The sequence below is a fragment of the Aquitalea sp. FJL05 genome (assembly GCF_003852595.1).
Taxonomy (GTDB): Bacteria; Pseudomonadota; Gammaproteobacteria; order Burkholderiales; family Chromobacteriaceae; genus Aquitalea; species Aquitalea aquatilis.
Map to the genome: position 1 here is coordinate 88,584 of NZ_QAJS01000013.1, position 13,365 is coordinate 101,948.

Here is a 13,365-nt window from a genome sequence, read left to right on the forward strand (position 1 = left end):
GCCCCCATGACCACACTGAGCATCCGCCAGATGGCCCGCCACAGCGGACTGTCAGCCCACACCCTGCGCTATTACGAGGATATCGGGCTGATCGACCCGGTGGCGCGCAGCGCCAGCGGCCACCGCTGCTACGGCGAACAGGAACAGCGCTGGATAGACTTCCTGCTGCGCCTGCGCGCTACCGGCATGCCGATACGCGACATGCTGCACTACGCCGCACTGCGGCGCAGTGGCAATCAGCTGGACAGTGTGGTCGCGCGTCAGCAGATGCTGCAACAGCATGTGCTGACACTGGAAACCCGGCTGGCCACCCTGCAGGAAAATCTGGCACTGATGCGCGACAAGGTCGCCATCTATGCCGGCATGGCGACAGAACTGCAGGCCGCCAGCCACCGCACCGCGACAGGAGTCACTCATGCACACCCCACTATACCAACAGGGCTGGAACCGCCTGCGTCAGGTTGACGCTGCGGCCGGCGAGCGCGTCATCGCCAGCCTGCAGGACATCAGCCCCGATCTGGCCAGCTACATCATCGAATTCGCCTTTGGCGAAGTGTATTGCCGCCCCGGCCTCAGCCTGCAACAGCGCGAACTGGCCACCATCGCCGCCCTCACCGCGCTGGGCCATGCCACACCGCAGCTCAAGGTACATATTGCCGCCGGGCTGAATGTGGGCCTGAGCCAGCAGGAAATCCACGAAACCATCCTGCAGATGGCGGTGTATGCCGGTTTTCCGGCAGCGCTCAACGGCATGTTTGCAGCAAAAGAGGTGTTTGCCGAGCACGACGGGCCTGCAGCAACAGCTTCGGGCCAAGAGCCGCTAAGCGCGTAGAGAACCCGGGCCAAGGCGCGCCGCCGCAGACAGTACATGGCGTACGGCAAGGCGGCGCAATGCTGGAGCGGGGGTTTTGTTATCGGGTCTAAGCATGCCCGCGCCCCAGCGCCAGTGCTGCCGCCGAGGTACGGGTTTCCACACCCAGCTTGGCGAATACATGCTCCAGATGCTTGTTGACGGTGCGCGGGCTCATGCCAAGGATGTCGGCAATATCGCGATTGGTCTTGCCCAGGCTCAGCCAGTGCAACACCTCGGCCTCGCGCTGGGTCAGGCGGAACGCCGCCACCAGCGCGGCCACGCTGGATTGCACACCATCTTCGCGCAATACCACCAGCCACTCCGGCTCGCCGGGGGCCAGATGAAAACTGGCCAACAGCCGCTGGCCGGCCTCACCCGGCCACTGCCCCGGCAGCTCCTGCCCGGCCTGTCTGGCCTGCTGGGCGTTGAAGGCCCAGCGCAGCAGCGCCTCCGGTGCCTGTTCACCTGCCACCGCAAAATAGCGCTGCAACAGCTGGCGGGCCAGCGCGGTCTGCCATAGCAGGCGGCCGTTGTGCGGGTCCAGCGCCAGTGTGGCCTGGCCAAAGGCATCCAGCGCGCTGCGCGCCTGCTGCATCTGGCGGGCGCTGGCAGTATGTGCGGCAATGCGCGCCAGCACTTCCGGCGGACGCAGCGGTTTGGTGACATAGTCGGCCCCGCCGGCGGCAAAAGCCGCCACCACGTGTTCGCTCTCGGTCAGGCCGGTCATGAATACGATGGGAATGGGCCGGGTGACAAAATCCGCCTTCAGCCGCCGTGCTACTTCGAAACCGTCCATCCCCGGCATGACCGCGTCCAGCAGGATCACATCCGGCAGGCTGAGCCGGGCGCGTTGCAGGGCGGCCTCGCCATGGGTGGCCACCAGCACGGTGTGGCCGGCGGCATCCAGCGCATCGTGCAGCAACTGCAGATTGTCCGGCACATCATCCACGATCAGCACCAGTGCGCTGCGTTGTGCGGCCTTGTCCATCAGGCTTGGTCCTCATCCGGCTGCACCAGGCTGCGCAGCGCATCAAATTGAAAGTTTGCCGCCAGCGCCTCGGCGCGGCGCAGGAATTCACCATGCTGGACGGTCTGGTTGGCCAAGGTCTGCAAGGCCGCTTTCACCCCCTTGGGGTAGCCCAGCTCCAGCGCTTGCAGCAAGGGTTGCAGCAAATCGGCAGGTGGCAGGCTCAATGCCGCCGCGCTGGCGTGCAGTGCTTGCAGGGCAGCGGCCTCGGCTGGCTGGCTGTCGGTGTGCCATTGCAGCGCCAGCCGCTGCCCCAGCCAGTCGAGTATTTCTTCCAGCCGGATCGGCTTGACGAAGAAATCGGCCATGCCGATGCCGACATCATTGTCCTGGCCTTTTTCAAAGGCATTGGCCGAGATGACCGCCAGCTGTGCCGCACCGGGCTGGCCGGACTGCTGCTGGCGGATAGCCCGCAGCGTTTGCCAGCCGTCCATGCCGGGCATGGCCAGGTCCATGAACACTGCATGCGGGCGAAAGCTGGCCAGCTGCGCCAGACAAGCTGCGCCGCTACTGGCCTCGGCCAGCTCAAAGCCCAGCGGCTGCAGCATGCGTCCCAGCATGGCGCGGTCCACCGCCTCGTTATCCACCAGCAGCAAGCGGCGGCGCGGCCCGGCATAGCCGGTGCGCTGCAGCCGTGGCACCGCCTGTTCGGCCTGCTGGCCGTGCAGCGCCGGCAGGAACAGCCGCACGGTAAACAGCGCGCCCTGCCCCGGCGTGCTGTCCAGGCGGATTTCGCCGCCCATCAGGTCGGTCAGCATCTTGCTGATGGTCAGCCCCAGCCCACTGCCACCCTGTTGCGACTGGCGGCCACGTTCGAAGGGCTCGAACAGCCGCGCCTGATCCTCGGCCGCCATACCCGGCCCGCTGTCGCGGATGGTAAAGGTGGCCATTTCGCGCTGATAGCGCAGCCCCAGGCTGACCTCGCCGCGCAGGGTGAACTTGACCGCATTGCCCAGCAGGTTGATCAGGATCTGCCGCAGCCGCTTTTCATCGGCGCGCACCACCGCCGGCAGCTCGCCTAGCGGTTCGAAGCGGAAATCCAGCCCCTTTTGCTGCGCCTGCAGGCTGAACATGGCCACCAGCTGCTTGATGAAGGCGGTAAAGTCCAGCGGCCGCATGTCCAGCGTCAGCTTGCCGCTTTCGATGCGGGCAATGTCCATGGTGCCTTCGATCACCGACAACAGATGGTCGCCACTCTTGTACACCACCTCCACCGCCTGGCGCGCCGCTGCTGGCAGGCTGGCATCCGCATGCAGAATCTGCGCATAACCCAGCATGCTGTTGAGCGGCGTGCGCAATTCATGGCTGATGGTAGTGACATAGCGGCTCTTGGCCTGATTGGCCTGTTCGGCGGCTTCACGCGCCTGTTGCAGCAGCAGGTCGGTCTGGCGGTGCGAGTCGATCTCCTGCCACAGCAGGCCGGTCTGGCGGCGCGATTCCTCCTGTGCCACCTGCCGGCTATTGCGGGTCAGCACCATCCACCAGGCCAGCACGCTGCTGGCCAGCAGCAGCACGGCAAACAGGCGGAACAGCAGGCCGGACAGGCCGGCCACCGCCCCCTCCTGCCGGGCGATGAAATACAACAGGCCCAGCAGCAATAGCAAGAAAGCCGTGATGCCGGTCATCAGCAGCAGGTAATGCCCCAGCCCGCGCTGCAGATAAGGTTGCAGGCCACGCGGTAGCAGGCGCTGCAACAGCCCCTGCCATTGCGCCGCCAGCGTGGCCTGCGGCTTGCACAGGTCGCCGCAGCGCACATCCAGCGTGCAGCACAGCGAACAGATATGGCCTTGATAAGCCGGGCAGCCGACGATGTCTTCAGCCTCGTATTCGCGCTGGCACAGCACACAACGATAGTGCGCCTGCTGCATGCCGGAGGGGCGGCGCGCCAGATAATAGCGCCCGCCACTGAGCCAGGCGAACAGCGGCGACAGCAACAGCGCTGCACACATGGCCACCAGTGGTGACAGCGCCTGTGCCGTCTCGCCCAGCGCGCCCAGATGGGCGGCCACCGCCAGCAGGGATGAGAGCGCCATCGCGCCCAGGCCCACCGGATTGATGTCGTACAGATAGCCGCGCCGGAACTCGATGCCGGGCGGACTCAGCCCCAGCGGCTTGTTGATCAGCAAATCCGCCACCACCGCCATGATCCAGGAAATGGCGATATTGCTGTACAGCGCCAGCACCTGTCCCAGCGCCTGGAATACTTCCAGCTCCATCAACAGCAGGGCAATCAGCGTATTGAACACCACCCATACCACCCGGCCCGGATGGCTGTGGGTGAGGCGGGAAAAGAAATTGGACCAGGCCAGGCTGCCGGCATAGGCATTGGTAACGTTGATCTTCAGCTGCGACACGATGACAAACAGCGTGGTGGCGGCAATCGCCAGCCGGCCATCGCTGAATACATGGGAATAGCCGATCAGATACATCTGGTTCGGGTCCACCGCCTTGGCCAGCGGCACGGCATTGCGCAGCGCCAGCCAGGCCAGTAGCGCCCCACCCAGCATCTTGGCCACGCCCGGCAGCACCCAGCCCGGCCCGCCCAGCAGGCAGGCCAGCCACCAGCTGCGCGCATTGCCGGCAGTGCGCGGCGGCATGAAGCGCAAGTAGTCGGCCTGCTCGCCCATCTGGGTAATCAGCGCAATGCCCACCGCAAACGCCGCACCAAAACTGCGCAGGTCGAAGTGCGTGCCCGCACCCTGTGCACCAGGGTAATGCCACAGGCCCTGCACGGCAGATGGCTCCTGCCACAGCACAAAGCCATAGGGCAGCAGCAAGAGCAGCAGCCACAAGGGCTGGGTCCAGCTTTGCAGGCGGCTGATGGCGGTGACACCGTGGGTGACCAGCGGCAGCACCAACAAGGCGCACAACAGGTAACCCGCCACTGGCGGAATGCCGAAGCCCAGCTCCAGTGCATAGGCCATGATGGCCGCTTCCAGCGCGAAGAAGATGAAGGTGAAGGAGGCGTAGATCAGCGAGGTGACGGTGGAACCGATATAGCCGAAACCGGCACCACGGGTCAGCAGATCCATGTCCACGCCGTAGCGGGCGGCATACACCGAAATCGGCAGGCCGGCCAGCAAGATCACCAGCCCGGTCAGCAGGATGGCCAGCAAGGCGTTGAAGAAGCCCGCCTGCACCAGCATGGTGGCACCCACCGCCTCCAGCACCAGGAACGAGGCCGCCCCGCCCAGCGCGGTATTGGCCACCCGCCACAGCGACCACTGGCGAAAGCGGCGCGGGGTAAAGCGCAAGGCGTAGTCTTCCAGTGATTCGCGCGCTACCCAACTGTTGTAATCGCGCCGCAGCTGGATGACTTGTTGCGGGGGTGATGGCGGCTCTGCGGACACGGGGCAATCCTGTTGGCGATGACACCCGTCACAGACGCAAGAAGCCTGCCAGCACCGCCAGCCTAGCCCCTCCTCCGCCAGGCAAACTCGTGTGACGCAGCGGCAGGCCCGGTCAATATCATGACGCAGCCTGCAGATAGCCATCCACCAGTGCCAGCAAGGCAGCGGCCGCTGGTGTGGGGCTATCGTGACAGGCCAGATAGACGCGCCGGCGCGGGCCATCCACCACCGGCAAGGCCAGCAGGTCGGCATGCTGGCCTGCCCCCAGTGCCGGCACCATGCCAACGGCACAGCCACTACGCACCAGGCTGACCAGTGTTTCGGCATGATTCACCTCGAAGGTCACCCGCCGCCGGATGCCCTGGGCGGCAAACGCCATATCGGTCTGCTGACGCGGGCCGGTGCCGGCCGGCCAGTCCACCAGGGTTTGCTGCGCCAGCTGCTGCAAGGTCAATTCCTGACAGCCGGCCAGCGGGTGCTGGGGATGCAGCAAGGCCAGCAGCGGCTCCTCCCACAGCAGGCGAGCATCCAGCCCCAGCACCGGTTCGCCCGGCCACACGCCGATGAAGGCGATATCGGTCTGCTGCTGCCGCAGCTCTTCCATCAGCACATCACTCATGCGCAAGGCCAGCTGTACATCCACCTGCGGATGGCGGCGGTGGTATTCCGCCAGCAAGCCGGGCAGATCCAGCCTGCTGAGCGTGGAAATACAGCCTAGGCGCAGACAGCCGCGAATTTCACCGGTGGCCGCCGCCATTTCGTCTTCCAACCGGCGCGCAGCATCGCGTACCTGGCGGGCATGGTTGACGAAGGTATGACCGGCCGGCGTCAGGGTGACCTGGCGTGAAGTACGTTCGAACAGGCGGGTGCCAAACTCCTGCTCCAGCCGCGATATCTGGTGGCTGAGCGCAGACTGCACGGTGTGGCAACGCTCGGCGGCGCGGGTGAAGTTCTCTTCTTCGGCCACCGCCAGCACATAGTCGATCTGGCGCAGATTCATGCAATCAATCTCGTTTCACGATTAAAAACATGAAAACAATACATTGGTGTCATTGCTTAGGCCAGCCAATACTGCAGGGGCATGCAGTTTCCCACCGGCTAGCGCAGCCACCCACCGAAAGCCTGAACATGAACGCTGCAGACACCCTGCTCTCTCCGGCCAGCCGCACCACCAGCCTCAATCCCTTGCTGGTGTGGCTGATGACCGTGGCCACCGGCCTCGCCGTCGCCGGCAACTACTATGCCCAGCCGCTATTGCCGGAAATTTCCCGCAGCCTGGGTATTTCCGCTGCCAGCGCCGGCAGCATCGTCACCACCGCCCAGCTCGGTTACGCCCTGGGCTTGCTATTGATCGTGCCACTGGGCGACATGCTGGAACGGCGACGGCTGATCATCAGCATGATGTTGCTGGCCACTGCCGGCCTGCTGATCAGCGCCAGCGCCAACAGCATGAGCCAGCTGCTGCTTGGCACGGCACTGGCCGGCGTGTGCTCGGTCGTGGCACAAGTCCTGCTGCCGCTGGGTGCCAGCCTGGCCGCCGAGGCCGAACGCGGCCGCGTGGTGGGCACCATCATGAGCGGCCTGCTCACCGGCATCCTGCTGGCCCGCACCGTGGCCGGCACACTGGCCGACCTGGGCAGCTGGCACACGGTTTACTGGTGCGGCGCGGCAGGCATGCTGCTGATGACGGTGGTGCTGGCGCGCCAGCTGCCAGTCAGCCGCGTGGGCAACGGCCTGTCCTATCCGCAGCTACTGCGCTCGGTCTTGCGCTTGTTCAAGGAGGAAGCCAGCCTGCGCCTGCGCGGCCTGCTGGGGGCGATGGCTTTTGCCACCTTCAGCGTGATGTGGACCTCGCTGGCCTTCTTGCTGTCAGCGCCGCCATTTTCCTTCTCCAACAGCACCATCGGCCTGTTCGGGCTGGCCGGTGCGGCCGGGGCCATGTCCGCCAATATCGTTGGCCGGCTGAGCGACCGGGGCCATGGCCCGCTGGCTACCCGGCTGAGCCTGGGTCTGATGTTGCTGGCGTGGCTGCCGCTGGCGCTGGCACCGCACTCCATTGCCGCCTTGCTGGTGGGCATTCTGCTGCTGGATCTGGGTGTGGCAGGCTGCCACGTCAGTAATCAGGGGGCGATCTACCGCATCCGCCCGGAAGCGCGTAACCGGCTGACCTCGGCCTATATGACCAGTTACTTCATCGGCGGGGCCGTTGGTTCGCTGGCCTCGGCCTGGGCATATGGCCACTGGGGCTGGGCAGGCGTGGTGGTGGTGGGCGCGGCTTGCAGCCTGACTGGCCTTAGCGCCTGGGAGCTGTCCAGAACACAGCGCTGAACGATGGATGATTGTTCATGGCGCTACTGCCGGCTGCAGTATCTGGCAGTCATGATCCTGCACATCGCCTTCGGCCGAGGCAAAGTTGCCGGCCAGCAGGTCGGCCTTGCTGGCCAGCAGCCAGAAGCCCGGCCCGCTGTCGAAACGGGTGGCAATTACTGCCAAGGTGTAGCGGCCCATGTCCTCGCGGGCAGCAGGAATCCCCTCCGCCAGCAGGCGGAAGGGCTGCACACCGGCCAGCGTCTCGCCCATGATGGCCCTTGCCAGGTAGGCATGGCCGTTGATGCCGCCAGGCAGCTCATGCCACTGCAGCTCGATGGCTGCCTGTTGCAACTGCTGACGCAATGCCGGCTGCACACAGGAAACATGAATGTGCAACTGGTTCTGGCTGCGGCCCCATGGCGAGTTCACCGTCAGCGCCAGCGCCTCGCGTGGCAAGGGGCTGCCGTGCAGACGGTCCAGCCACTGGTGGGCGTCCCAGGCTGCAGCCCAGTAATCGGGAGCATCTTCCTGTAGCAGTAGCGGGCTTTCGATGCCGCTGACGCGGGCTGTGGGAATCAGCAAGTATTGCAGCACACCGTGGATGTCCTTGAGCATGGCAAAACCCTGCGCTTCGCCCTGCCCGGTCTCCACCCGGGCACAGGGTGCCGGGTCCTCTGCCTGCTGCCAGTGCGGCACACACTGCTCGTGCACGATATTCCACAAGGCATCGGCATTGGCGGCATGCACCGCCCAGGATACCAATAGCAGCAGCGCGGCCAGCACACTGCCGCCACGGATGATTTTCACCGTCATGGAATGATGCTTTCGCCAGAGGAAAAACCGCATGATGAATCAGCCAGGTGACAAACTGTCGCTCAGCGCGGCGGCAGCAGGCTGGGCAGCGGCCAGCGCTTGACCGTCCACCAGGCATAGCCGCCCAGCGTGGCCGACAAGCCCAGCGACACCACGAAATAACCAGCCGGGCCGATGGCTGCCATCACCGAAGAACACAACAGCGGCCCCAGCGTGCCGCCCAGCGCATACACCATCAGCAGCGAGGCACTCACCTCCACCCTATGGCGCGATGGCATGGCGTCGTTGGCGATGCCGCTGAGCGTGCCGTAAAAGGTAAAGGCCACCGACACATACACCATCACCAGTGGCAGCATCCAGCAGGTGTTCAGCAACTGGGTCAGCATCAGCGACAGCACCGCCACCACCAGCGCACAACGCGCCAGCAAGGTGGCACGGTCGCTGCTGTCCGCCCATTTGCCCATCGGCCACTGCAATAGCGGCGCAGCCAGCAAGGCCAGGCCCATGAAGCTGGCAATATCCGGCGCGGTGCGGCCGGACTGGCTGAGCATGGCCGGCAGCATGGTGTAGAAGGCACTGTTGAAACAGCCGGCCAGCACCGCACCGGCCAGGCTGAGCGGAGCGCGCCGGCCCAGCAGACGCAGGGTGCGCATGGCCCGCGCCAGCACATTGCCAGGCGGCGGCGCGGCCAGCACTTGCGGGCGCTGCTGGGTCAGGGTGACGGGAATGATGGCCAGGGCAAACAACATGGCGACGATGATGAAAGGCCAGCCAGTCTGGCTGAACGGCAGTTTGAGCAGCCACTGGCCGGCACTGGCGCCCAGATAGCTGATGATCAGGTATAGGGAAAACAGCTGGCCGCGCTGGCTGTTACTGACACAGCCGTTCAGCCAGCTTTCCACCACCATATAGATGCCCACCATGGCCAGACCATTACCCAGCCGCGCCAGCAGCCACAGCCACGGTGTGGTAAACAGCGCCTGGCACAAGGTCAGCACGCAGATGATGGCGGTCAGGGTGGCAAAGGTGCGGTGGTGGCCGTACTGGCGGATCATGCCGCTGCAGAAAAATCCACCCAGAAAAAAACCAGCGTAATAGGCCGACTGCACCATGCCGGCCACCGCCACCGGCACGCCATTGGCCAGCAGGCTGAGCGAGGTTTCGGTGCTGCCCAGCGCATTACCCACCACCAGCAAGGCATAGGCCAGCAACAGGCTGGCCACCGCCCGCAGCATGCTGCGCCAACTATGCTCCACCACCGTCACGCTGTGCATGAACTGACTACTCCCCCGACGCATTCCATTTAAATATCATTATGGCTGATCCGCTGTCATCGGCCATGCCAGCAAACGACTGCATCAGGGGTAGAAACCGTCCACACCCTGCCCTCAGGCTACTTGTCCTGCCGCTGCCGCCAGGCGGCCAGCTCGCTCAGTTTCAGCCCGCGCGGAAACGGCCGGTGCTTGCCGTGGGCGATGCGCTGTGAGCGGTAAATGCCGCTATGACCAGAAAAATAATAGCTGGCCACGCACGCCAGTGCGGCGTAGATGCCCACTTCGCTGCCAAACAGCTCCATCGCCATGATGGTGGAGGCCAGCGGCGTATTGGCCGCTCCGGCAAACACGGCGACAAAACCCAGCCCGGCCAGCAGGGAAAACGGCAGATGCAGCAAGGGAGACAGGGCATTGCCCAGCGTGGCACCGATGTAAAACAGCGGGGTCACTTCCCCACCCTTGAAACCGCTGGCCAGCGACAGCACGGTCAGGCCCAGCTTGGCGGCAAAATCATAAGGGGCCAGCGGCTGCTGGAAGGCGTCCACAATCACCGGAATACCCAGGCCGATATAGCGATCCGCCCCCGTCGGCCAGACGATGGCCAACAATAGCAGGCCGCCCAGCAAGGGGCGCAGCGGCGGGTACTTCACATAATGCTTGATGCGTGCCGACAAGGCATGGGTGCTGTCGGCAAACAGCTTGCCGGTGAGGCCGAACAGCGCGCCGGCCACCAGCGTAGCCAGCAGGGTCCAGCCGCTGATGGCCGGGATAAGTTGAATGGCGTAGTGAGTGTGCAGCACACCCCAGGCGAGGCCCACCTGGTCGGCCACAATGGCCGCCAGCAGGCAGGGAAACAAGGCGTCGTAACGCATGCGGCCAATGGCCAGCACCTCCAGTGCAAACACTGCGCCAGCCAGCGGCGTGCCGAATACCGAGGCAAAACCGGCGGCAATGCCGCACATCAGCAAGATGCGCCGGTCGGCATTACCAAGCTTGAGCAGGTGGGTGAGCTGGTCGGCCAGCGCTCCGCCCATCTGTACGGCAGTGCCTTCACGGCCGACCGAGGCACCGAACAGATGCGACATCACCGTGCCCCACAACACCAGCGGCACCATGCGCAAGGGCACGATGCGGGTGGGATCGTGAATCTCGTCGATCAACAGATTATTGCCTGCCTCCACCCGGCTACCATAGCGCAGATAGACCCAGCCAACCACAAAGCCGGCCAGCGGCAACAAACACAGCAGATAACGGTGGCTGTCACGCATGGCCGTCGCCCACACCAGGCTGTGCAGGAAAAAGGCCGAGGCAGAGCCGGCCAGCAAGGCAACCAGGCAGGCCAGTAACAGCAGCTTGCTCATGCGCGGCAGCATGGCAAGGGTTTCGGAACGGGAAATGGCAGACATGGGGTTCTTCTGAATGACAACACATAATCACCCCCGGCCGGAAAACACAGACGCACCTGCAGCTCCCGGCAAGGGGAAGCCTGCAGGCATCATCAGCCCGGATGGGCGGTTTGCAGTTGCTGCATCCGTGCTGGCTGCGGCAAACAGGCGGGAGGAATGCCATCTCCCTCAAAGAAAAGCCATGCTAGCGGCAAAGCCTGGGCGCGACAAGCAAAAAGCCGGGCCGCCCCAGAGGGACAGCCCGGCCAGACCAGCAGCAGGACAGCGACAAAACCGGCAGATCAGCTTCAGGACAGGCTGTCGCCTTTGTCGTCGCGGGTCTTGTACAGCGAATACAGCACGCCGCTGATCAGCAGACCCAGCGTCACCACCAGCGACACGCCGGTGGGAATGTGGAAACTCACCAGCTGAATGTCGTTGAGATACACCAGCCCCACTTTCACCCCGATGAATACCAGCACGATGGCCAGCGAATACTTGAGGTATTCGAAGCGGTGCACCATGGCCGACAGCGCAAAGAACAGCGCACGCAGGCCCAGGATGGCGAAAATGTTGGAGGTGTAGATCAGGAAAGGGTCCTGGGTGATGGCGAAAATCGCCGGAATGCTGTCCACCGCAAACACCAGGTCGGCGCTTTCCACCAGCATCAGCGTCAACAGCAAGGGCGTGGCCCACCAGCCACGGGACAAACCATGCTGCTCGCCGCGCACCAGGAAATGATGGCCATGCAGCGTGGGCGTGAGGCGCAGATGACGGCGCAGCCACTGGTAGAGCTTGTTGTCATCCAGCGAGGGATGGCCCTCATCCTTGCCCAGCAGCATCTTGATACCGGTCAGCAGCAGGAACAGGCCAAACAGCACCAGCACCCACTTGAATTCAGCCACCAGCACCGCACCCAGACCAATCATCACCGCGCGCAGCACGATCACCCCCAGAATGCCCCAGAACAGCACCCGGTGCTGGTACAGCCGTGGCACGGCCATGCCGCTGAAAATCAGCGACATCACAAAGATGTTGTCCATCGACAGCGATTTTTCCACCAGATAGCCGGTGAGATACTGCATGCCGGCATCGCCACCCCGGTACCACCATACCCAGCCACCAAAGGCCAGACCCATGGCGATGTAAAACGCCGACAGCTTCAGGCTTTCCTTGACGCCAATCTCGTGGTCGTCCTTGTTGAGCACACCCAGATCAAACAACAGCAGGGCCGCCACGATGGCCATGAACATCAGCCACATCCACAGCGGGGTGCCGGCAAACAACACATTCAACCATTCCATTTTCTTGTCTTTCGCTCTGCGTCTGACTGCCACATGGCAACAGACCGGATAAAACAACAATGAGCAGGACAGGCCTGCTCATTGTTAACAGCAATATCAGACCGGAAACTCAGCGTACTGCCTGCAAGGCCGCGATACGGGACTCCAGCGACGGGTGACTGGACATCAGCCCCATCAGCCCAGCACCACCGGAGATGCCCGAGGCCGCCATGTTCTGCGGCAGCTCACCGGCATGCACGCCACCCAGACGGTGCAGTGCGGCAATCATCGGCTGCGGGCTGCCCAGCAGCTTGGCCGCACCGGCATCGGCGCGGTACTCCCGCTGACGCGAGAAGTACATCACGATAAAGGATGCCAGAATGCCGAACACGATTTCACACACAATCACGGTAATGAAGTAGCCGATACCGGTGCCGCTGGACGACTCCTCGTCGTTGCGGCGCAGGAAGTTGTCCACCAGATAGCCCACCACGCGCGCCAGGAAAAACACAAAGGTATTCACCACGCCCTGAATCAGCGTCAGCGTCACCATGTCGCCGTTCTGGATGTGGGCGATTTCATGGGCCAGCACGGCTTCGACTTCCTGCTCGGTCATCGAGGACAGCAGGCCAGTAGAAACCGCCACCAGCGAATTGGACTTGCTGGCACCGGTGGCAAAGGCATTCGGCTCACCTTCGTACACGGCAACTTCCGGCATCGGCAGGCCGGCGCGGTCCGCCAGCTTGCGCACGGTAAACAGCAACCAGCGTTCGGTTTCATTGCTCGGCTGCTCGATCACCCGTGCGCCGGTACTCCACTTGGCCATGGTCTTGGACATCCACAGCGAAATGAAGGCACCGCCAAAACCCATCAGGCCGGCAAAGGCCAGCAGGCTGCCCATATTCAGGCCGCCAGCGGTGATAAAACGGTTGATGCCCAGCAACTGGGCGGCGATGCTCAGCACCAGCATCACCGCGATATTGGTGGCGATCAGCAAGATCACACGTTTCATGATCAATCCTCTCAGTGGTGGTTGATGACAGACCGGCGCTGACCGCCGGCCCGTATGA

11 protein-coding genes and 1 riboswitch are annotated in these 13,365 nt (G+C 63.8%); of the genes, 3 read left to right on the forward strand and 8 right to left on the reverse strand.

Annotation, left to right across the window (positions count from 1 at the left end; all coding sequences use genetic code 11):
* The first annotated feature begins 6 nt into the window (after positions 1-6).
* Positions 7-465 (forward strand): MerR family transcriptional regulator, encoded by a 459-nt coding sequence (locus DBR44_RS12095; protein WP_124644285.1) that lies wholly within the window; start codon positions 7-9, stop codon positions 463-465.
* Positions 416-832 carry a carboxymuconolactone decarboxylase family protein gene (locus DBR44_RS12100; RefSeq protein WP_124644286.1) on the forward strand — a complete coding sequence of 139 codons (417 nt, stop codon included), beginning with the start codon at positions 416-418 and terminating at the stop codon, positions 830-832. Before DBR44_RS12095 ends, DBR44_RS12100 begins: the two co-directional genes overlap by 50 nt.
* Positions 833-920: 88 nt before the next feature.
* Here the strand turns inward: DBR44_RS12100 and DBR44_RS12105 are convergent, their stop codons facing one another.
* The 3 genes from DBR44_RS12105 to DBR44_RS12115 form a co-directional block, all read right to left on the reverse strand.
* The gene (locus DBR44_RS12105; RefSeq protein ID WP_124644287.1) at positions 921-1,841 is read right to left on the reverse strand and encodes a DNA-binding response regulator; all 921 of its coding nucleotides are present in this window, start codon (positions 1,839-1,841) and stop codon (positions 921-923) included.
* Complete coding sequence (locus DBR44_RS12110; RefSeq protein WP_199731035.1) at positions 1,841-5,230, reverse strand: ATP-binding protein; 3,390 nt, start codon at positions 5,228-5,230, stop codon at positions 1,841-1,843. Before DBR44_RS12110 ends, DBR44_RS12105 begins: the two co-directional genes overlap by 1 nt.
* 118 nt (positions 5,231-5,348) lie before the next feature.
* Positions 5,349-6,230 carry a LysR family transcriptional regulator gene (locus DBR44_RS12115; RefSeq protein ID WP_124644289.1) on the reverse strand — a complete coding sequence of 294 codons (882 nt, stop codon included), beginning with the start codon at positions 6,228-6,230 and terminating at the stop codon, positions 5,349-5,351.
* 128 nt (positions 6,231-6,358) lie between these two features.
* Here DBR44_RS12115 and DBR44_RS12120 point away from each other — a divergent pair, with 128 nt between their 5' ends.
* Positions 6,359-7,558, forward strand: a complete 1,200-nt coding sequence (locus DBR44_RS12120; protein WP_124644290.1) for an MFS transporter — start codon at positions 6,359-6,361, stop codon at positions 7,556-7,558.
* Positions 7,559-7,573: 15 nt separating this feature from the next.
* Here DBR44_RS12120 and DBR44_RS12125 read toward each other — a convergent pair whose 3' ends face one another.
* The 5 genes from DBR44_RS12125 to htpX all read right to left on the reverse strand — a co-directional run bounded on the left by DBR44_RS12125 (position 7,574) and on the right by htpX (position 13,307).
* Entirely contained in the window at positions 7,574-8,353 is a 780-nt protein-coding gene (locus DBR44_RS12125; RefSeq protein ID WP_124644291.1) for a CDP-diacylglycerol diphosphatase, read from the reverse strand.
* 62 nt (positions 8,354-8,415) lie between these two features.
* Positions 8,416-9,627, reverse strand: a complete 1,212-nt coding sequence (locus tag DBR44_RS12130) for an MFS transporter (protein WP_158613606.1) — start codon at positions 9,625-9,627, stop codon at positions 8,416-8,418.
* Between the two features lie 119 nt (positions 9,628-9,746).
* Entirely contained in the window at positions 9,747-11,033 is a 1,287-nt protein-coding gene (locus DBR44_RS12135) for a voltage-gated chloride channel family protein (protein WP_124644293.1), read from the reverse strand.
* 76 nt (positions 11,034-11,109) lie between these two features.
* Positions 11,110-11,209: riboswitch (Fluoride riboswitch) on the reverse strand.
* A gap of 111 nt (positions 11,210-11,320) precedes the next feature.
* Positions 11,321-12,316 carry a TerC family protein gene (locus tag DBR44_RS12140; protein WP_124644294.1) on the reverse strand — a complete coding sequence of 332 codons (996 nt, stop codon included), beginning with the start codon at positions 12,314-12,316 and terminating at the stop codon, positions 11,321-11,323.
* A 109-nt stretch (positions 12,317-12,425) separates the two neighbouring features.
* Positions 12,426-13,307: a protease HtpX gene (gene htpX, locus DBR44_RS12145; RefSeq protein ID WP_124644295.1), complete on the reverse strand. Its 882-nt coding sequence runs from the start codon at positions 13,305-13,307 to the stop codon at positions 12,426-12,428.
* Positions 13,308-13,365: the final 58 nt, after the last annotated feature.